At 65.0% G+C, this 20089-nt stretch carries 15 protein-coding genes and 1 pseudogene; 11 read left to right on the plus strand and 5 right to left on the minus strand.

Annotation, left to right across the window (positions count from 1 at the left end):
• Positions 1–89 precede the first annotated feature (89 nt).
• The 11 genes from E3T27_RS15070 (at position 90) to E3T27_RS15120 (ending at position 14943) form a co-directional block, all read left to right on the plus strand.
• Positions 90–2330, plus strand: coding sequence for an ATP-dependent DNA helicase RecG (locus tag E3T27_RS15070; protein WP_134573764.1), 2241 nt, complete (start codon positions 90–92; stop codon positions 2328–2330).
• 65 nt (positions 2331–2395) lie between these two features.
• Positions 2396–2884 carry a pantetheine-phosphate adenylyltransferase gene (coaD, locus tag E3T27_RS15075; protein ID WP_104197780.1) on the plus strand — a complete coding sequence of 163 codons (489 nt, stop codon included), beginning with the start codon at positions 2396–2398 and terminating at the stop codon, positions 2882–2884.
• Positions 2881–4002 (plus strand): AAA family ATPase, encoded by a 1122-nt coding sequence (locus E3T27_RS15080; RefSeq protein WP_134573766.1) that lies wholly within the window; start codon positions 2881–2883, stop codon positions 4000–4002. Before coaD ends, E3T27_RS15080 begins: the two co-directional genes overlap by 4 nt.
• A gap of 14 nt (positions 4003–4016) precedes the next feature.
• A complete protein-coding gene (locus E3T27_RS15085; protein WP_166786235.1) occupies positions 4017–5366 on the plus strand; it encodes a DUF58 domain-containing protein in 1350 nt (449 codons plus the stop codon).
• 10 nt (positions 5367–5376) lie between these two features.
• Positions 5377–7776, plus strand: coding sequence for a transglutaminase TgpA family protein (locus E3T27_RS15090; RefSeq protein WP_134573770.1), 2400 nt, complete (start codon positions 5377–5379; stop codon positions 7774–7776).
• A gap of 37 nt (positions 7777–7813) precedes the next feature.
• Positions 7814–8386, plus strand: coding sequence for a YceD family protein (locus E3T27_RS15095; RefSeq protein ID WP_241992278.1), 573 nt, complete (start codon positions 7814–7816; stop codon positions 8384–8386).
• A 2-nt stretch (positions 8387–8388) separates the two neighbouring features.
• Positions 8389–8592, plus strand: a complete 204-nt coding sequence (gene rpmF, locus E3T27_RS15100) for a 50S ribosomal protein L32 (protein WP_104126937.1) — start codon at positions 8389–8391, stop codon at positions 8590–8592.
• A 47-nt stretch (positions 8593–8639) separates the two neighbouring features.
• Positions 8640–9332: a ribonuclease III gene (rnc, locus tag E3T27_RS15105; protein WP_104197671.1), complete on the plus strand. Its 693-nt coding sequence runs from the start codon at positions 8640–8642 to the stop codon at positions 9330–9332.
• 11 nt (positions 9333–9343) lie between these two features.
• Positions 9344–10288, plus strand: a complete 945-nt coding sequence (mutM, locus tag E3T27_RS15110) for a bifunctional DNA-formamidopyrimidine glycosylase/DNA-(apurinic or apyrimidinic site) lyase (protein ID WP_134573772.1) — start codon at positions 9344–9346, stop codon at positions 10286–10288.
• 325 nt (positions 10289–10613) lie between these two features.
• Complete coding sequence (smc, locus tag E3T27_RS15115; protein WP_134573774.1) at positions 10614–14237, plus strand: chromosome segregation protein SMC; 3624 nt, start codon at positions 10614–10616, stop codon at positions 14235–14237.
• 115 nt (positions 14238–14352) lie between these two features.
• The gene (locus tag E3T27_RS15120; RefSeq protein WP_338144906.1) at positions 14353–14943 is read left to right on the plus strand and encodes a HutD/Ves family protein; all 591 of its coding nucleotides are present in this window, start codon (positions 14353–14355) and stop codon (positions 14941–14943) included.
• A 314-nt stretch (positions 14944–15257) separates the two neighbouring features.
• Here the strand turns inward: E3T27_RS15120 and E3T27_RS15125 are convergent.
• The 5 genes and pseudogenes from E3T27_RS15125 to E3T27_RS15145 all read right to left on the minus strand — a co-directional run.
• Positions 15258–15485: pseudogene (locus tag E3T27_RS15125) on the minus strand (4Fe-4S dicluster domain-containing protein); the annotation flags it as partial.
• Between the two features lie 25 nt (positions 15486–15510).
• Positions 15511–16911: an FAD-dependent oxidoreductase gene (locus E3T27_RS15130; protein ID WP_134573776.1), complete on the minus strand. Its 1401-nt coding sequence runs from the start codon at positions 16909–16911 to the stop codon at positions 15511–15513.
• A 48-nt stretch (positions 16912–16959) separates the two neighbouring features.
• Positions 16960–17883: an ABC transporter permease gene (locus E3T27_RS15135; protein WP_104197675.1), complete on the minus strand. Its 924-nt coding sequence runs from the start codon at positions 17881–17883 to the stop codon at positions 16960–16962.
• Positions 17873–18652 (minus strand): ABC transporter ATP-binding protein, encoded by a 780-nt coding sequence (locus E3T27_RS15140; protein WP_241992279.1) that lies wholly within the window; start codon positions 18650–18652, stop codon positions 17873–17875. Before E3T27_RS15140 ends, E3T27_RS15135 begins: the two co-directional genes overlap by 11 nt.
• 23 nt (positions 18653–18675) lie before the next feature.
• Positions 18676–20088 carry a sulfate adenylyltransferase subunit 1 gene (locus E3T27_RS15145; protein WP_104197676.1) on the minus strand — a complete coding sequence of 471 codons (1413 nt, stop codon included), beginning with the start codon at positions 20086–20088 and terminating at the stop codon, positions 18676–18678.
• Position 20089: the final 1 nt, after the last annotated feature.

A 20089-nucleotide genomic window follows, 5' to 3' on the forward strand; every position in this document is an offset into this window, starting at 1 on the left:
CGCTCCGCGCAGATAAACCTGCGGCGGAGGCGTGGGTTGTGGTGACTGGGTCACAACACCATGTCAGTGGCCCGGTTTACGATGAGTGCATGACCGGTTCGAGCGCTGCCAGTGGCCCCGGATTTGATGGTGTTGCGCTTCCGTCACCCCAGCTCGAACCGCTGACGCTCGACACCCCGTTGAAGAAGGCCCTCAGCCCAGCCCAGGCGACAGCGCTCGCGAAAGCCTTCGGATTTCAGACCGTCAACGATCTGCTCAGCCATTACCCGCGCGACTACGCCGACCGCGAAGTACTCCGGCCCCTGAACCAGCTCACTCCCGGCGCCAACATCACGGTCATCGCCGACATCATCTCTGCGCACGAAAAACGCATGTCATCCCGCCCGGGCACGATCGTAGAGGTGGTCATCTCCGACGGGGGAGGTCAGTTCACCCTCACATTCTTTGGCAAGAACAGCCAGCAGTGGCGTCTTGACCAGCTGCGACCCGGCCTGCGCGGCAGTTTCTCCGGCAAGGTGCGCATGTACCAGGGTCAGAGCCAACTGGCCAACCCGTCGTACAAGACCTTCGAAAGCGAAGAAGAAGAGGCGCGCGACGACCCGGCCCTGAAGTTGAAGCACAAGCCGCTCATCCCCATTTATGCCGCTACGGCCGCCGAGACCAGTTGGAACCTGCAGACGATGATCGACCAGGTTCTCCGGCGCCTCGGCACCCTGCCCGATCCTGTTCCCGAGGACCTGCGGGTCGTACACAGCCTGCTCGACCACACCCAGGCCATCCGCTGGATTCATAGCCCTGACGATCCAGAACAGTGGATGGCTGCGCAAGAAACGCTGCGGTTCACCGAGGCCTGGGTACTGCAGTGCGCCCTCATGCAGCGGCACAGTCTCGCGCGGGAACGCCGTACCCAACCCCGAGTGCCAACGCCCGGCGGCTACCTCGAACGCTTTGATGCAGCGCTGCCCTTCGTGCTGACGATCGATCAAGAAATTTGCGCGGTCGAAATCGCCGCCGACATGGCCCGGTCCGGCCCGATGAATCGGCTGTTGCAGGGCGAGGTCGGCTCGGGCAAGACCGTGGTTGCCCTGCGGGCCATGCTCGCCGTAGCGGACAGCGGCGGCCAGGCCGCGTTGCTGGCACCGACTGAGGTGCTCGCCGGGCAACACCTGCGGTCGATCACGACCCTGCTCGGCCCGAATCTGGCGGCCGAACTGATGCCGACCTTGTTGACCGGAAAACTGCCGGTCGCGCAGAAACGCAAGGCCCTGCTGCGCACGGTCTCTGGCCAATCGCGCATTGTGATCGGCACGCACGCCCTGCTCAGCGATACCGTGACCTTTTTCGACCTCGGTCTGATCGTGATCGATGAGCAGCACCGGTTCGGCGTCGACCAGCGCGAAACACTGCGGCTCAAGGGGGCGGAGCCTCCCCACGTTCTCGTCATGACGGCAACGCCGATTCCGCGCACCATTGCTATGACCATGTTCGGCGACCTCGACGTGAGCACCATTCGCATGCTGCCGGCCGGGCGCCAGGGAATTCGCAGTGTTGTCGTTCCCATGGGTGAGAACGGGGCACTGTTCGGGCGCGTCTGGGCGAGTTTGGCGCAGGAACTCGCCCTGGGGCGTCAAGGTTTTGTCGTGTGTCCGGCGATTTCTCCGGCAGAAATCGAAGACGAGGCCGATTTCGCGCCGCCGCCGGGAGACGATCCGCGCCCGCTGTTCAACGTCGAAGAAGTCCTCGAGGGAATGCGCGGTGTCGCGTCCCTGGCGCCGTATCGTCTCGAGGCACTGCACGGGCGCATGACGAGCGAGGAGAAAGACCGCATCATGCGCTCTTTTGCCGCCGGTGAGATCGATATTCTCGTCGCCACCACCGTCATCGAGGTCGGTGTCGACGTTCCGAACGCCTCCGCCATGGTCGTGCTCGACGCAGACCGATTCGGTGTCTCCCAGCTGCACCAGTTGCGCGGCCGGGTCGGACGCGGTGGAGTGCCAGGGCTGTGCCTGCTGGTAACTAATTCCCGCGCGGGGTCCCCGGCCCGTCAGCGCATCGGTGATGTCGCCGCAACGCTCGATGGCTTCGTACTCGCTGAACTCGACCTCGCCCTGCGCGGGGAGGGCAACGTGCTCGGTGACATGCAGTCCGGTGACGGCTCGAAACTGCGCTTTCTGCGGGTGGCGGTCGACGGCGACATGATCGCCGAAGCTCGACAAGCGGCCTACCACTTGGTCACGGGGGATCCGGGCATCCGCACCAACCCGGCGCTGCGTGATGCGATCGCGCGCCGCCTGAATGATTCCGAACGCACCTGGCTCAATAAAGGCTGATTATGCCGACGCAAAGCGGATACATCGGGCAGCGTTCCGTCAGTGTGTGGCAGTAGGGTGTGACCATGCGCAGGATCGCCGTTGTCCCTGGATCATTCGACCCCGTCACTCTGGGCCACCTGGACGTGATCGATCGCGCGGCCGGCCTGTTCGACGAGCTTCACGTTCTCGTGGTGCACAACCCTGACAAATCGGCGCTGTTGCCGATCAATCAGCGGGTATCACTGCTGGAGCAGGCCATAAGAGAGGCTGGGCTGCCGACCAACATCGTGGTCGCCAGCTGGAGCATGGGATTGCTCGTGGACTACTGCATGGATGTCGGTGCGAGCGTGCTGGTCAAGGGCATCCGCTCACAGGTCGATGTGGCCTACGAGACGCCGATGGCGATCGTCAATCGCAATCTGGCCGCCGTCGAGACAGTCTTTCTACTGCCCGATCCGGCCAATGCCCATGTCTCCAGCTCTCTGGTGCGCCAAGTGGCCGGCCTGGGCGGTGACGTCTCACCGTATGTGCCGCGAGCCGTTGCGCAGTATCTGGAGCGGTCGCGGGTATGAACCTCAAACCGACTCGCTCTGCCTCGCCGACACAGGGAGTGTCGGCCGGCAACCTGCGCGAGTTGCACGATGCGGGGCGCGCGATCATGCGCAACGTCGAGACGGTCATTGACGGCAAGCACGAGGCCGTGCAGATCGCGCTGACCGTTCTGCTGGCCGAGGGACACCTGCTCATCGAGGACGTTCCCGGTGTGGGCAAGACCATGCTGGCCAAGGCGCTCGCCCGCTCCGTAGACTGCACGGTCGGGCGAATTCAGTTCACCCCCGACCTGCTGCCCTCCGACGTGACCGGGGTGTCCGTGTTCAATCAGGCCGAACGCCGGTTCGAGTTCAAACCGGGCCCGGTCTTCGCCAACATCGTCATCGGTGACGAGATCAACCGGGCGAGTCCGAAAACCCAGTCGGCACTGCTGGAGTCAATGGAGGAACGCCAGGTCACCGTTGACGGCACAACCTACCCACTGGCCCTGCCGTTCACCGTTATCGCGACTCAAAACCCGATCGAGATGGAGGGAACGTACGCCCTTCCGGAGGCGCAACGGGACCGGTTCATGGCCCGCATCTCCATGGGCTACCCCGACTCCGACTCGGAGCTCGCGATGCTCGATTCGCGCGACACCAGCAGCCCGCTCGCTCTGATCTCGGCCGTGGTGTCGGAGGAGACCCTGCGCGACATGATGCACACGGCACGAGCAGTCTTCGCCTCCGTGGCGGTCAAGGAGTACGCGGTTAATTTGGTGCGCGCCACCCGCGATGATCGCGACCTGCGTCTCGGTGCCAGCCCGAGAGCAACGCTCCAACTCATCCGTGCCGCGAAAGCCCAGGCGGCGTTGAACGGTCGCGACTACGTGCTGCCCGACGATATCGACGCGCTCGCCGTGGCTGTTCTCGGCCATCGGCTGGTTCCCACCAGCCGGGCGTTGGGTCACCATCACCAGGACAGCGGCCCGGTGATCGACGACATCGTGCGTCGAATCCTTGCTGACACGCCGGTGCCGGTCGGTGTCGCGGCATCCGATCAGGTTCCAGCGCACCCGTTCAAAGCGGCGGCGTCCTCATCGTTGCCGCCCGTGCCCGCCGCTTCGATGCGGCCCCTTGGGTCTACCGGGCAGTCGTAGTCATGGCGCCTGGGGTGAGAGATACCGGGCCGGCGAATGCCGACTGGTACACGCGGCTGGCTGCCCGATTCGCCACGCGTCTCACCCGGCGAGGCTGGGTCATTCTGGCCGCCGGAGTTGTATTGTTCGCCAACGCTGTGCTGGTGAACAGCCGTGACATGGTGTTCGTGGCCAGCCTGTTGACCCTGGCGCCGCTCGTGGCAGCCGGTTACGTTTCGCTCCGCCCCGCCCGAGTCGAAGTCAGCAGGGTCTTTCGGCCGCCGATCGTGTCGGTCGGCGGTGAGAGTGTGGTTTCACTACAGTTGCGCAACCTTTCGGCGACACCGCTCAGCGGTGCCTGGTGGGCCGACACCCCGTCACCCGGCGTTGAGGCGCCGGCTGCGGCCATCCTTCCCCTCGTGAGCCGGAACGGCGCGACCGGTGACACAGTGCGTCTGGAGTACTCCGTCGTGCCACGCAACCGCGGCGTCTATGACGTCGGCCCGCTCCGGGTGTCACGTCAAGACCCGTTCGGCCTCGCGCACAGCGACCGACAGGCTGGTTCGCCCCACGACTTGACAGTGACACCACGCGTGACGCCGCTGCCAGGCAGCGGCGTCGCCCAGTCCAGCAACGACGGCTCGATTCGAGAGCTGTTGCGTCAGGCCACCCCTACCTCCGACGAACTCATCGCCCGCGAATACCGCCCCGGTGATGCCCTGCGCCGCGTGAACTGGCCAGCCACCGCCCGGCACGGGCAAATCATGGTGCGGCAGGAAGAGCAACGCAGCAATCCGGAGGCCCGCATCGTGCTCGACACGACCCTGGCCGGCGCGGCGGGGCTCGGCGCCGGGCACGTTCCACCGCATCTCGTGACCGGTTTTGAACTCGCGATCGAGCTGGCGGCATCCGTTGGTGTGCATTTGCTCGACGCCGGCTACCGTCTCGAGGTGATCGAGCTGGGCGCCAGCCAACTCCTGCCGGGCAACCAACAGACCCTGGGCGGGATGCACGGCGACGTGCCCGCCACTTTTCGTGCTCCCGGCGGCGACCGCGCACTGCTGGAAGCCCTTGCCGGTGTGGTTCCCGTACCGTGGCCTACCCGCAGCGCTCGACTGTCCGCCGAGCGCCGCGCACCGGTGCGTGCCGCCCTGCGTAACGCAGAGCTATCACTTCCGACATTCGCGATGCTCGTGAGTGTGTCCGATGCGGATGTCGAAGACCTCGTCGCCCTCGTACGTCACTGCGCGCCCGCTATAGCGTTGGTGCAGCGCACCGTGGGAGTGCAAGCTCGCGAACGCCTGCAGGCCGCTGGCTGGCGCTGTGTGGAGCTTTCTGGCGCCAATGACCTGGCGGACGCATGGAACGACGTGAGCGGGGAGTGAGGAGCCGACCATGACTAGTCTGTCCACCAAAGCGACGACGAATTCGGATCTCCTTCCCCAGGCGCGCCCGGGGCGCCCGCTTGGGAGGCTTCGCGGTCGCCGCGGCGGGAGCAGGGTCGCGCCCTGGCCGCTCGCACTCAGCCTGCTGTTGCTTCTGCTCGTCTCCTGTGCGGCGCTCGCACCTCTGCTGCGCGGCAACGCCTGGTGGTGGGTCTGTGCGGCAGTCGGGTGCGCCGTATTGCTCGGCGCGGCTGTGTTTCGCCGTCTTGGAGTGCCACGCCCGTTGGTTCCGGTGGCGAACAGCGCTGTGCTGATCGTCACGATGACACTAATGTTCGGCGGTGGGACTGGTCTGTTCTGGCTCATTCCGACACCGCAAACCGTCAGTACTTTCGCCGGGCTGATCGACGCTGGAGGGGCTTCGATCGCGCAGCAGAGCACGCCGGCCGAGGTGACCCTGGGCATCCTCTTTCTGCTGGCCGGCGGCACCGGACTGATCGCGATTCTCATGGATTTGCTGGCGGTGACCCTGCGCTGGCCCGCCATCGGTGCAGCGGGTGCACTCGTGCCATTGTCCGTGCCGGGCTTCATCATCGATGATGGGGCTGATATTGCCGCGCTTGTGGCGGCGGCAGTTGCATTTCTGCTGTTGCTGCGGGTCGACGTTTCTGGTCGTCGTGCCCAGGCGACGACGCATCGTGTGACTGGGCCGCGCGTGCCTCGAACGTACCGGTCGGAGCGGTCGCGCGGCCGCGGGCCGCAGGGCGGCGCACTCCTGGTGGGATCCCTGACTATCGTGGGTGCCTTGATTTTGAGCACGGTCGCCCCGGCTTTCACTGCCGGCGGGCTCGTGACGGCCCGGACCGGTGGATTGTTGTTCGGCAGCGGGGTGAGCCCCATGATCAATCTCGGACAGGACCTGCGTCGCCCCAAGGCCGGGCCGGCATTTCACTACACCTCGACCGGCACGGAGCAGCCCTATTTCACCCTACTCACCCTTGACGAGGTCATCGGTTCGACCTGGACGGCACGCGTCGATGAGGCAGACGTGCGCAATACCGTCGACGCTATTCAGAAGCCATTCGGGCTCGATGCCAATGTGGAGACGGTGGAAGCGTCGACATCGGTCGTCATCGACGGCGTCAACAGTCATTGGCTGCCCGCGCCGGCACGTGCAAGCAGCATCGAGGGTCTGACCGGTCGCTGGTATTGGGACAGCCGTACCCGGGCGATCGCGAGCGTCTCGGCGAACACTCTCGGTCAGGAATACACGGTGTCGTCAGTGGAATTGAAACCCACCGCCGAACAACTGCGACAGTCGAGCAGCGACTATCCCGCGAGCGTCGTGGGTAATCTACAACTCCCGGTCGAAGCGCCGCCGATCATCGGGGAGACAGCACGAGAGGTGACGGCGAACACGACGTCGAACTATGACGCTGCTGTCGCAATTCAGAACTATTTACGCAGCAGCGTTTTCAGCTACGACACCGACGCGCCCGTTGAAGCCGGTTACGACGGTGGCGGAGTGGGGGTGATTGGAATGTTCCTGCAGGAAAAACGCGGCTACTGTGTGCATTTCGCCTCCGCCATGGCCGCGATGGCACGCACCCTCGGTATTCCCTCGCGGGTCTCCCTCGGCTATCTGCCCGGCGTTAAATCGCAGGATCTCGAGCAGGGACTGGGGCAGTACAACGTGGATTCCCACGACCTGCACGCCTGGCCGGAGTTGTACTTCGTCGGCGTCGGCTGGGTGAAATTCGAGCCTACGCCCGGCCGCGGCACCGTACCCAACTACGAGCAGGCAGTCGTTGCCGGCACACCGATCACAACACCCGATGAGGCCCGCGCCACGAGCGGCCCCGCCCTCAGCCCGGACCGGTTAGCGAACGATTCCGCTCTGGAACGCGGAGCCACAGCGCAGAGTGTCGAGTCCAGCAAACTGCTCGGAATCCTCGGACTCAGCACGCTGGGACTGCTCGTGTTACTCCTTCCGGCGGCAACCAGACGGATGCTGCGTGGTTCGCGGGTGCGCCGTATCCGCTCCGGACGAGCCGGTGCAGGCCTCGCCTGGACCGAGCTGCAGCACACCTGCCTCGATCACGGCATACCGGTGCCGGTCACCGAAACCCCCCGGGTCTTCGCGGGCCGCCTGGAACGCCTTCGAGCCGTCGATCCTGTGCAGAAGGAAGCACTCGCGCGGGTACTTCTGGTTCTTGAACGCTCGCGGTTCGACCGGTCGCAGGCGTCGTCAGAAACCCTCGCCGACGACCTGACCCTGGCCCTCCGCGCGGTGCACGATGGTGCGAGTGTCGGCATCCGTTTTCGGGCAATATTCGCTCCTACCTCGCTGTTCGCCACTCTGGCTGCGGTGCTGCGCGGAGAGCGATGGGCCCGCACGATCGCCCCCTGAACACAGCGTCCACCCAGAGCGCGTAGAATTTACGACCGTGACTAAGTTCAAGAAGACTCCGTACACGGTCGACGTGCGTGACCTCATCAACCGCCCGGGTACCATGCACGAACGCCACCTCGACATTGAGGTTCCCGACGACCTGGGTGCTGGCCTCGTAGTGGTGAAAGCCGGTTCGATTCTGTCGACCGAGCTGCGGCTCGAGGCGATGCACGAGGGAATCCTGGTCAGCACCGACGTGTACGCGCGGGCACTCGGCGAGTGCGGCCGGTGCCTGAAAGACATCGACCTGCCGGTTCGAGTTCAGTTTGCCGAGCTTTTCGGTTATCCTCAGGAGGAAGCCTTCGAGTTTGAGATTCTAGACGACCATGTCGATTTGGAATCTCTGCTTCGGGACGCGGTAGTGTTAGCACTTCCGTTCCAGCCGGTATGTCGGCGGGATTGCCCAGGTCTTGACAGTGAGACCGGTGAGCCGCTTGACGAATTGCCCGAACTCGTTTCCGACGATGCGCTCGATCCCCGGTGGTCAGCGCTGGCGGGGTTCACGGCTTCCACAGACAAAGACATGGGTGCGACCATCCATGTTTCAGACAGCAGAGAAGAGAAGTAGTCATGGCAGTTCCGAAGCGCAAGATGTCGCGTTCCAACACCCACTCGCGTCGCGCGCAGTGGAAGGCCACGCCTCCCACCCTCGTGAAGTCCATGGAGGGTGGCAAGGTCGTCTACAGCCTGCCGCACCGCGCCAAGGTTGTCACCGACTCCACCGGCACCCCGTTGTTCATGGAATACAAGGGCCGTAAAGTCGCTGACATCTAAGTCACTCCTTCTGAAGAGACCGGAACTCGGTCGATGAAGGTGTATAGATGAAAAGCGTGCGTACCGAGCGGTCGCCCCTGTTGGCGACCCTCGGAGTGCAGATTGAGCCGGTGATTCTGGAGCTTGCTCTAACTCACCGGTCATTTGCGTACGAGAACGGTGGTATTCCCACAAACGAGCGTCTTGAATTCCTTGGCGACTCGATTCTGGGCCAGGCCGTCACGGTGATGCTGTACCGCACCTACCCCGACCTCGACGAGGGTCATCTGGCCAAACGCCGGGCCAGCCTGGTGTCCACGGCCGCCCTCGCCCGGATCGCCCGAGGTCTCGGACTGGGCGATTACATTCGCTTGGGTCGCGGTGAGATTCTCACCGGTGGGCGCGACAAAGCGTCGATTTTGGCCGACACCGTTGAGGCGCTCATCGGGGCCACTTTTTTGGATGCCGGTGGCGAAGTCGCCACTGCGTTCGTGCTGCGCCTGATCGAACCCCTGTTGGCTGAGCCTGGTCACTTCGGTGTGTCGATGGACCCGAAAACGAGCCTGCAAGAGCTCGCCGCCAGCGCCGGCGTGGGCATTCCCGTCTACACGCTCGAATCCAGCGGTCCTGATCACTCGAAGATTTTTGTCGCGACCGTAGCGATCGGTTCCGCCGTGACCGCCCAGGGAGTAGGTCCGAGCAAGAAGTTCGCGGAAATGGCCGCGGCGCGGGACGCCATCGACCAACTGAACGCGCTCTAAAGCCTTACGAAATGCCGGAACTTCCCGAGGTCGAGGTCGTGCGTCGTGGTCTTCAGCCGGCGGTCACCAATGCTGTGGTCACCGGGGTCGAGGTCTTCGATGAACGTTCTCTGCGCCGGCACGCTCCCGCGGGCGGGGCGTTCGCCGAGCAGCTCGTTGGGCGGCGAATTCTCGCAGCGGTGCGTCGCGGCAAGTTTCTGTGGCTGCCGCTCGAGAGCGATCGGGCACTCGTCATTCACCTCGGTATGAGCGGCCAGGTGCTGCTGCGGAACCCGGGGGCGGCCGATGATCGCATGTTGCGCATCCGCTTGACGCTGGAGCACCCGAGCCGCGGAGAACTGTGGGTCAATTTCGTCGACCAGCGCATTTTCGGAAGCATGGCGGTCGACACCATGGTGGCCACCAGCGACGGGCTTCCCGGCGGCTATTCCGGTATGGCCACAGCGCATGCCGTCTGGCAGGACCACATTCCCGGACAGGTTGCGCACATCGCTCGCGACCCGATCGACCCATCGTTCTCGGCCCGTGCCTTCTTCACTGCGCTCGCCCAGAAGAAAACCGGCATTAAGCGGGCGCTGCTCGATCAGAACCTGATCAGCGGCATCGGCAATATTTACGCGGACGAAGCGCTGTTCGCCGCGCGGATCCACTATGAGCAGCCCGCTGCGTCGCTGTCGCGCGCCAAGGCGACGACGCTGCTGGCGGCCGTGCGCACCATTTTGCACCGCGCTCTGGCCGAGGGCGGCACCAGCTTCGACGCCCAGTATGTGAACGTGAACGGGCAGGCCGGCTACTTTGCACACAGCCTCGAAGCGTACGGACGGCAGGGCCACCCGTGTTCGCGCTGCGGCACGCTGATCGTGCGCGAACAGTTCATGAACCGCGGCTCGCACTTCTGCCCGCACTGCCAGCGGTTGACTCGGCCGCGCCCAGGCAGCGAAGGCCCGCCACGCTGAGCTGGGGCGACGCCAGCACGCGGGTTTGGAGTCGAGCTCGACGTTCGGATAGTGGGGCTCGATCGTAGCGAATTTCTTCGCATCGACGACGTCATGGAGCGCGGCCAGCGCGTCAGGGTCGAGCCAGCTGGGCGGTAGCCCTAAGCGAAATGACGAGTTCTACGATCGAGAAGTACCTCATTCTGCGCCACAGTGATCCGAGCGACCGAAGTGTTCACGCCACACTGTGCGATCAGCGGATGTCCCGGCCAGTGTCGGCGGGTCACGGTAGCGTTGAATCAATGCCGAGACGAGCATTCGCGGCCGACAACCGAAAGGGTTTCTGTTGTATTTGAAGAGCCTCACCCTCAAGGGCTTCAAATCGTTCGCGCAGCCGACGACGTTCGCTTTCGAACCCGGCGTCACCTGCGTTGTGGGCCCGAACGGCTCGGGCAAGTCCAACGTCGTCGACGCGCTGGCCTGGGTAATGGGCGAGCAGGGCGTGAAAACCCTGCGCGGTGGAAAGATGGAGGACGTCATCTTCGCCGGTACGTCCACCCGCGGTCCGCTCGGCCGGGCCGCGGTCATCCTCACCATTGACAACACCGACGGCGCCTTGCCGATCGACTATTCCGAAGTCACTATTTCGCGCACACTGTTTCGCAACGGCGCGAGCGAGTACGCCATCAACGGGCGCAGCTGCCGGCTGCTCGACGTGCAAGAACTGCTCAGTGACTCTGGCCTGGGCCGGGAGATGCACGTCATCGTCGGGCAGGGTCAGCTCGACGCTGTGCTGCGTGCGAGCCCGGAGGAACGCCGAGGTTTCATCGAGGAGGCCGCTGGCATTCTCAAGCACCGGCGTCGCAAAGAGAAGACCGTGCGCAAGCTTGATGCGATGCAGACCAACCTCACGAGGCTGAGCGACCTTGCCGGGGAGATTCGGCGCCAGCTCAAGCCGCTCGGACACCAGGCCGAAATCGCCCGGGAAGCGCAGACCATCGCTGCCATCGTCCGGGACGCGCGCGCCCGCCTGCTCGCCGACGACGTCGTGGCGCTGCGCACCGCACTCGACATTCATGACCGCACCGAGAGTGAACGGCACACCGAGCGGATCGTGCTCCAGGAACAGCTCTCGCAGAAACAGGACCGCGCGCAGCGGCTTGAGCTCACGCAAATCGGTGATGCCGTCGACCGGGCTCGCCGCACCAGTCACGGACTCGAGTCGGTGCAGGAACGCCTGCGTGGACTGTTCACCCTCGCCAATCAGCGACTGGCCCTGCTGGGATCGCAGGCGGAGTCGACCGGACTCGTATCGAGTGTCACCCCGACCATGCTGGCCGAGGCCGCCGATGAGGTTGAGCAGTTGCGTGCGGGCATTGGGACAGCCCAAATCGCCTCAGACACCGCGCGCGAGCAGAGTGCGGCGGCCCGGTCGCGGCTCGACGCGGTCGACGAAGACATCGCGGCGCAGGCAGCACTCGTCTCTCGCCATGACCTCGAGATCTCGCACCTGACCGGCCAATCGGAGGCGGCGGCGTCGCGGCTCACTGCCGTGCGCGGTGAGCAGTTGCGGCAGCAGAATGCGCAGGGCGACGCGATGGACCGCAGCCGAAAAGCACAGCAGCAGCTCGACGAACTGCCAGCGGACGTGCCCGCCGGAGAACCCGACTCGGGCGACCTGTCCGAGGCTTTTGAACTGGCGCAAACCGCGGTGCAGCACGTTGAGGCCGAGGTGGAGCGCCTTCGCGATGACCTCCACCGGCACGAGCGGGAACGCGACGCCCAGGCAGCCCGACAGGGTGCGTTTTCCCTCGCGCTTGATCAGAAAGATGGCTCATCGGCGGTGCTCGCCGCGCAGCTAGCAGGTATTCGCGGCCTCGTGGCCGACCACGTGCGGGTGCAGCCGGGGTTCGAGGCGGCGATCGCTGCCGCGCTCGGTTCCCTCGCCGACGCCGTGCTTGCCGATAACCGCGACGCCGCACTCGCCGCGATCATGCAGGCCGAACGCGACGACTACGGGCGGGTCGAACTGATCGTGGCCGATGCCGATGCCGATGCCGATGCCGATGCCGGTGACCCTTCAGCGCCAGTTGACGAACTGCGCGCGCGGGTGGGCATCCGCTGGGCGAACTCGGTCATCGACGGCCCGGCCGGCATACGGGGGCTGCTCGCCCAGACCGTCATCGCCGACGATCTCGCCGTCGCCAGCGCCGCACAGCTGCCGAACGGTATCACCCTCATCACCCTCTCTGGAGAGGTGCTGAGCCCGTGGGTCGTACGCGGAGGGTCCGGCGCCAGGCAGAGCAGGCTCGAACTCGTCGCCGAACGCGATACCGCCGCCGAGAAACTCGCGGCCGTCACCTCGCAGATCGAACGCGTGCGGTTCGACTTCACCGAACAGCGCACACTGTTGCAGGCGCACAAAGAGCAGTCCGTCAGTGCACGGGCGGCCCTGCGCGCCTGTGAAACGCGGCTCGCCACCGTGACCGAACGACGTGGGCGACTCCTGGTGCAAGCAGACGCCACCACCGCCGACGTCGATCGGGTCTCTGCCGCGTTGCAGCTCGCAAGCAGCGCCGTCACCGAAGCGGAGGCCGTCGCCGCACGGGCAGCAGCTGCCCTCGACACCGCCCGGTCACGGCCACGGCCCATCCTTGACGTGACCCTGCGCGACGCGTTGCACACCGAACTTGAAACCGCCCGCGAGACCGAGATCGAGACTCGGCTGCAGGGGGAAACCGCCCGCGAGCGGGTGCGCGCTGGCGAAGCGCACGTCACCACTCTCACCCATCGTCTCGAGGCCGACCGCACCGCCGCTGCCGTCGCGGCTCGCCGCGCCGTCGTTCGTCGTCGCCAAGTGGATGCCGCGTCCCGGGTCGCCACGGCACTTCCGGCTGTGCTCGCCGCGGCGGATCGCTCCGTCGCTGAGGCGAGGCTTCAACTGGCGAGCGCCGAAACCGAACGGGCCAGCCAGAACACTGAACTTCAGCAGCTGCGTCGTGACGAGAACGCCCTGCGCGAGCGGCTCGCGTCGATCACCGAGAAGGTGCACGGCCTCGAACTCGAGATCTACGAGAAGAAACTGCAACTCTCGGCCCTGCTCGAACGCGCCGGAAGCGAACTGGGGCTCACCGAAGACGTGCTCGTCACCGAATATGGGCCGGACCAGGTCATTCCGCCTGACGGTATGGGTATCGGTGCAAGCATCCGGGACAGCATTCGGGACGAAAGCCACACCAGCGATGACGGCGCCAGCGAAGACGGTGCCAGCGACGGTATGCGCTTCGATCGCGCCGAACAACTGAAACGGTTCGCGGCTGCTGAACGCAAGCTCGGTCAGCTCGGCCGGGTCAACCCGCTCGCCCTTGAAGAATTCGCGGCACTCGAGCAACGGCATCGGTTTCTCACGGAGCAACTCACCGACCTCACCGAGACCCGCAGCGACCTGCTGACCATCATCGCCGACATCGATGAAAAGATGCAGACCATCTTCTCCTCCGCATTCGATGACACCCAGGCGGCCTTTGCCGAGGTATTCCCGGTGCTGTTTCCCGGCGGCAGCGGCAGCATCTGGCTCACCAACCCCGATGACGTGCTCACGACCGGCATCGAGGTGTCGGTGAAGCCGGCCGGTAAAAAGATCGAACGACTCTCCCTGCTCTCGGGTGGCGAACGCTCGCTCGCCGCTGTGGCGCTCCTGATCGCCATTTTCAAGGCCCGCCCGAGCCCTTTCTACATCATGGACGAGGTCGAAGCGGCCCTTGATGATGCCAACCTCGGCCGGCTGTTGACCATCTTTGAAGACCTGCGCGAAACCAGCCAGCTCATCGTGGTCACGCACCAGAAACGCACCATGGAGATAGCGGATGCCCTCTACGGTGTCAGCATGCGGCAAGACGGGGTGAGCGCCGTCGTGGGCCAGCGCATCGGCGCCCGTGCCGATCAGCGGGAGCGTGCCGCGGCGTCCTGACCGCTCGGGGTGTGCTGGGAGTTCGGTGTTCGTGGACTGATCGGTGTTCCCGAACTTCTCAATGCTGGACCAGCCGCGGCCGCCAGAGCGCATCGCTTGGGTGTGAACTGGTTTCGTGTTGTCTGCTGACCTAAACTCGAAATCATGCGCATTATTCGATATGACGCTCTTCGGCCCGTACGTACCCTGGCAAAACGGCGGCGGCACCAGCCGCGAGGTGGCATCTTTCCCCGACGGCGCGGTGGACTTCGACTGGCGCATCAGCATCGCCGACGTGACCGCGGCCGGCGACTTTTCTACTTTTGCAGGGGTAGACCGCATCCTCACGGTGATCGAAGGCGAGCTCATGGTTGTGACGGTCGATGGTGAAGAGCATGCCATGGAACAGTACCGGCCATTCCGGTTTTCCGGTGACAGCGTTACCAGCTCCGCCTTGCCGGTCGGCGATATAAAAGATTTGAACGTGATGGCGCGACGGGGAGCGTTCAAGGGCTTTCTGTCGATCGTCGAGCTGTCGAAGAAACGTCCCCACCCGGTGTTCAGCGATCAATTCGCCCTGCTGCTGAAGGGCAATGCAGTCGCGACCGCCAATGGTGAGGAGGCCAAATTGAGTATCCTCGACACCGTACGCGGCGACGATCCGGCCCCGGAGGTGCTCGGCCGGGGATTCCTCGCCGTCATCACGTTGGAAGCGGTTCCGGCCTGACAGGCTATTCGGTATCCGTGATGTGAAGATTAGCAGTTGCGAGGCGACAGCGTTTTCCGATATCGATGATTCTGGTGCCACGGACAGCAACGGTGTCGACTAGATCTCAACCGGCCCGTGCCATGGAGGTTTTTGCGACCAACGTGCGGTTCGTCACGATGAGCGGCAGATTCGACGGATCGATACGTCGTAGTGAAGAACCCGGTGCAAGGTGATCATCGCCGGGAGAACATGACCGCGCGCGCTCGCACGGTCATGTTCGGCATGTAGTCGATTTCGCGTGTTGACCGGCACGCGTAAGTACCCAGTCCGACCTACTCGGCCCCCTGTGGTGGCAGTGCGGAGATGACGGGGTGGTCCTTGGCGAGGACGCCGATTTTGGCGGCTCCGCCGGGGGAGCCGATGTCGTCGAAGAATTCGACGTTGGCTTTGTAGTAGTCGGACCACTGTTCGGGCAGGTCATCTTCGTAGTAGATGGCTTCGACCGGGCAGACCGGTTCGCAGGCGCCGCAGTCGACGCACTCGTCCGGATGGATATAGNGACGCACGGAAGAGCGATCACATACGTCATAGGGCCGACAACGCTTCCACACGAGAAATGGCGACCTGTTCGGCCCGGGAAATGACCTTGATCCGCTCCCGGCCGGGGGTGACCAGATCCTGGCTGCCGAGCAACTGCTCGTGCACGTCGAGGGCGCGCCATCCAGCCCAAGTGGTGTACTCCACGCCGCGGTCCGTGAGCAGCGCCAGAATCATATCTGCGCCCTGATCGACCGTTGCACGGGATACGAGCACGGGCAGGTCGGCCACAAGCCGGGTCACGGTCTCGAGGGCATCGCCCTTGGTATGACCGATGAGGCCGACCGGACCGCGCTTGATCCACCCGGTGGCGTACAGTCCCGCGATCGCGTCGCCGGCTGCGTCGAGCACCCGCCCGCCGTCGTTGGGAATGACACCGCGAACGGCGTCGAACGGTACCTCGGTGAGCGCGCTGCCCCGGTAGCCGACCGCGCGATAGACGGCCTGTACCGGGTAATCGACGACCTGCCCGGTCGCCCGCACCCCGCCGTCTCCGGTGTGTTCGGTGCGTTCAAAACGGATTCCTTCTACCCGACCGTCTCCGTACACTTCGACCGGCGCGTGCAGAAAGTGCAGGTGCAGGCGACGCGAGGCGCCGAGGGGAGCCTTGGTGAGCCATCCGTTCAGCGTGCGGGTCATGATCTTGACCTGGTTGTTGCTGGCGACGAGCTGTTCACTGTATGAGTCGGGCGTGAAATCTTCGGCATAGACCACGAGGTCGACATCGGGGATGTCGGCGAGTTCACGCAGTTCGATCGGGGTGAATTTGACCTGTGATGGTCCGCGACGACCGAATACGTGCACGTCGGTGACCGGAGACCCGGCGAGGCCGGCGTAGACCGACGCGGGAATGTCGGTGGTGAGCAGGTCGTCGGCGTGCTTGGCGAGAATGCGGGCCACATCCAGGGCGACGTTGCCGTTGCCGATGACCGCCACGTCGGTTGCGTCGAGTGGCCATTCCAGCGATACGTCGGGGTGCCCGTCGTACCAGGAGACGAAGTCGGCGGCGCCGAACGAGCCGGGCAGGTCGATGCCGGGAATGACGAGTGGGGCATCGAGAATGGCGCCGGTCGCGAAGATGACCGCATGGTAGTGCTCGCGCAGATCGGCGAGGTTCAGGTCGGTGCCGTACGTGACGTTACCGATGAAGCGGATCGTGCCTGCGTCGAGCATCTCCTGTAACGACTTGACGATGCCCTTGATGCGCGGGTGGTCGGGGGCGACGCCGTAGCGAATCAGCCCGTACGGTGCGGGCAGCGAATCGAACAGGTCGATGGCCACGGTGTGGCCCGCCTCGACCACGAGCCGATTGAGAATGTTGCCGGCGTAGATGCCGGCTGGGCCGGCGCCGATGATGGCAACACGCAGGGCAGAAGAAGCGGGGGTCATAACGGGCCTTTCACAAGAGAACAGGGGAGAAAAGTGGATGCGCGCGGTTCAACGCAAGCCGGCGGCCATGAGCCCGCGGCGGCGCAACAGGCGACGCTCGATCGGAGCGAAAAACACCAGTTCGACCAGTATCCCGACGAACAGAATCACCAGGATCGTTGCGAGCACGCCCGCGAGATCGGCCAGTTCGCGGCTCTGGTTAAGCATTGTACCGAGGCCGAATCCGATCGTACCGCCGGTCGTGATGATCTCTGCGGCCATCAACGAACGCCACGCGAAAGCCCAGCCCTGCTTGAGGCCGGAGAAATAGCCGGGCAGCGCGGCCGGAAGCACCACGAGGGTCGCCATCTCGAACCGGGAGGCGCCGAGTACCGTTCCGACGCGGCGAAGCTGCGGCGGAATCTGGTCGACACCGGACACGAGTCCGTTGGCGATCGAGGGAACGGCGCCCATCAGGATGACGAAGTACACCGTGGCATCGGTCAGGCCGAACCAGATGATCGCGGCTGGCACCCACGCGACCGAGGGCAGCACCTGCAGACCAGACAACAGTGGGCCGACGGCCCGTCGTACCGGGCGGCATTCAGCGAGCAGCAGCCCGATCGGGGTGCCGATGGCGACGGCGATCAGAAAGCCGAGGCCGCCGCGTTCGAGGCTCGTCGCGACTGCGAGCTGCAGGCGCTCACTCGACCATGCGCCGGCCAGGGCACCGAACACGTCGAACGGCCCGGGGATCAGGTCCGGCCGCGGTTTGGCGATAAGGATATAGACCTGCCAGGCCGCGACGAGGGCGATGAGCAGCAGAATCGGTGGCAGGACACCGTCGACGGTGCGGCGGAAAGCTCCGCGGGGCGTTTCGGGGACGGCCTGCAACGAATCCAGGCCAGCTTCGAGGCGACGAAATTCGTCGTGGCCGGGGTCGGGTGTGTGCGGTGCGGCAGGGGTGGTGTCAATTCGAGCGTCAAGCGGCATTGCGGCGGATCTCCTCTCGCAGCTGGCCAGTGATCTCGTCGCCCAGACGAGCTACCTCGGGGGATTCGATTCGGCGGGAGCCGGTATCGGTGATGGTCCACTCGTTGACGATGCGGCCGGGGCGCGACGACATCAACAGAATTCGTTCGCCCAACCGGGCCGCTTCCCGCACGTTGTGGGTGACGAAGACGATGGTGCGCCCGGTCTGGCGCCACACCCGTTCGAGCTCTTCGTGCAGCAGGTCCCGGGTGATGGCGTCGAGGGCGGCGAACGGTTCGTCCATGAGCAGCACCTTGCGGTCCTGCGCCAGCGAACGAGCCAGGGCGACCCGCTGCCGCATGCCGCCGGAGAGCTCGTGCGGGCGCTTGTCGGCGGCATCGGCCAGGTTGACCAGATCAAGCAGTTCGAGTGCCGCTGCGACCCGCGCTTTGCGCGGCACCCCGCGTAGTTTCAGAGCGAGCTCCACGTTGCGGCCGGCGGTCAGCCAGGGAAACAAAGCGGCGTCCTGGAACATGACGGCGGCTTTACCGCTCGCCACGGTCACGGCGCCTTCCGTCGGCTTCTCGAGGCCGGCGATGATGTTGAGCAGGGTGGACTTGCCGCATCCGCTCGCACCGAGCAAGCAGACGAACTGGCCGGCCTCGATCGAGAGGTTGATATCGTCGAGCACAAGTGGGCCGGTGCCGTAGCGCTTACCGAGGGACTCGATCGTGATTGCGGCTAGCTGCGCGGCGACGGCCGGTTCAGTGGTCTGCACGGGTGCTGTCACGACTGACGTGCGTGCGGGGGAGGTCACGGCGACACGTCCGACCCGGCGCCCGAGCCATCGCCGGCCCGGGTGGGCTCGCCCGGTGCGGTGACGATGCCGGCGGCGAGGGTTGCGCCGTCCTGCGGGTGAATCACGAGAAAAGCGCCCGAGCGGCGGTTCTGCACGTAGCGTTCCACGGGCAGATCGCGCGATAACCGGATGCTGGCCTGCCCGATATCGTTCACGGCCAGGTTTGTCGCCGGTTCAACGCCGAGCGTCGTCAGGTCGAGCCGACCGGTGACCTCACTGACCAGGGCCTGCACCACGGTCGTGCCGAACTTCACCAGAACTCGGGCGCCCGGAGCGAGCGGGCGCGGGTCGAGCCAGAACAGGTCGGCTTCGAGCGTGCGGGTAAGAGGCGGCAGGGTGTCCAGCGCTGCGATGATGGCGCCGCGGGCAATGTCGAGATTGTCGGCCAGCTGCAGGGCAACCGACTGCGGCGCGAAGGCTTCGTCGAGAAATACCCCGGCGAAGTCGATGCTGGTGACGGTGCTGGTGCCGCCGCCGGGTTCAACGCTGACGGTGTCACCCACCTTGATGCTGCCGCTCGCGATCTGGCCAGCATAGGCCCGATAGTCGCGGTAGGAGTCGGCGAGCTCGGGGGCCACGACGACAGCGCCCTGCGGGCGCAGTACGAGCTGCACGGGCAGCCGGAATGCCTCGGAGGCCCGCCCAGATGCGTCGAGGTCATCGATCACGCTGAGCGTCTCCAGCAGTTCAAGCAGGCTCGGCCCGGCATACCAAGGCGTGCGCTCTGAGCGGTCGACGACGTTGTCGCCGACCAATGCCGACACTGGAATCACGAGAACCTCAGCGATTCCGAGTTCGGCGGTGACGAGACGAACGGATGCCTCCACCTCTCGGTACGCGGCTTCGTCGTAGTCCAGCAGATCGATCTTGTTGACCGCGACGATCACGTGCGGTACCCGCAGCAGCGCGACGACGCTGAGATGACGGCGCGTCTGCTCGAGCACCCCTTTGCGGGCGTCGATGAGCATGATGACAGCATCCGCTGTGGTGGCGCCGGTGACCATGTTGCGGGTGTACTGCACGTGGCCGGGGCAGTCCGCGAGAATAAAGGACCGCGCGGGCGTTGCGAAGTAGCGGTAGGCCACGTCGATGGTGATGCCCTGTTCACGTTCGGCGCGCAAGCCGTCGGTCAGGAGGGCGAAGTCGATGCCGCCGCTCTCGCCGCCGAAGCCGCGTTCGGTGGAGGTTCGGGTGACCGCTTCGAGCTGGTCGGCCAGGATCGCCTTCGAGTCGTGCAGCAGTCGGCCCACCAGGGTGGACTTGCCGTCGTCGACGGAACCGGCCGTTGCGAAGCGAAAGAGGGTGCCTTCGGGAGCGGCGACGAAGTCGTTTTCGGTGCTGGCCTGGGGGTCAATGGTGAGGGTCATA

It is taken from the genome of Cryobacterium lyxosi, from assembly GCF_004403345.1.
Classification (GTDB): Bacteria; Actinomycetota; Actinomycetes; order Actinomycetales; family Microbacteriaceae; genus Cryobacterium; species Cryobacterium lyxosi.

Excerpts from the sequence above, each read along its gene's own strand:
- E3T27_RS15070 (WP_134573764.1), top strand. The coding sequence starts at position 90 with ATGACCGGTTCGAGCGCTGCCAGTGGCCCCGGATTTGATGGTGTTGCG.
- coaD (WP_104197780.1), top strand. The coding sequence starts at position 2,396 with ATGCGCAGGATCGCCGTTGTCCCTGGATCATTCGACCCCGTCACTCTG.
- E3T27_RS15080 (WP_134573766.1), top strand. The coding sequence starts at position 2,881 with ATGAACCTCAAACCGACTCGCTCTGCCTCGCCGACACAGGGAGTGTCG.
- E3T27_RS15090 (WP_134573770.1), top strand. The coding sequence starts at position 5,377 with ATGACTAGTCTGTCCACCAAAGCGACGACGAATTCGGATCTCCTTCCC.
- rpmF (WP_104126937.1), top strand. The coding sequence starts at position 8,389 with ATGGCAGTTCCGAAGCGCAAGATGTCGCGTTCCAACACCCACTCGCGT.
- rnc (WP_104197671.1), top strand. The coding sequence starts at position 8,640 with ATGAAAAGCGTGCGTACCGAGCGGTCGCCCCTGTTGGCGACCCTCGGA.
- mutM (WP_134573772.1), top strand. The coding sequence starts at position 9,344 with ATGCCGGAACTTCCCGAGGTCGAGGTCGTGCGTCGTGGTCTTCAGCCG.
- E3T27_RS15130 (WP_134573776.1), bottom strand. The coding sequence starts at position 16,911 with ATGACCCCCGCTTCTTCTGCCCTGCGTGTTGCCATCATCGGCGCCGGC.
- E3T27_RS15135 (WP_104197675.1), bottom strand. The coding sequence starts at position 17,883 with ATGCCGCTTGACGCTCGAATTGACACCACCCCTGCCGCACCGCACACA.
- E3T27_RS15145 (WP_104197676.1), bottom strand. The coding sequence starts at position 20,088 with ATGACCCTCACCATTGACCCCCAGGCCAGCACCGAAAACGACTTCGTC.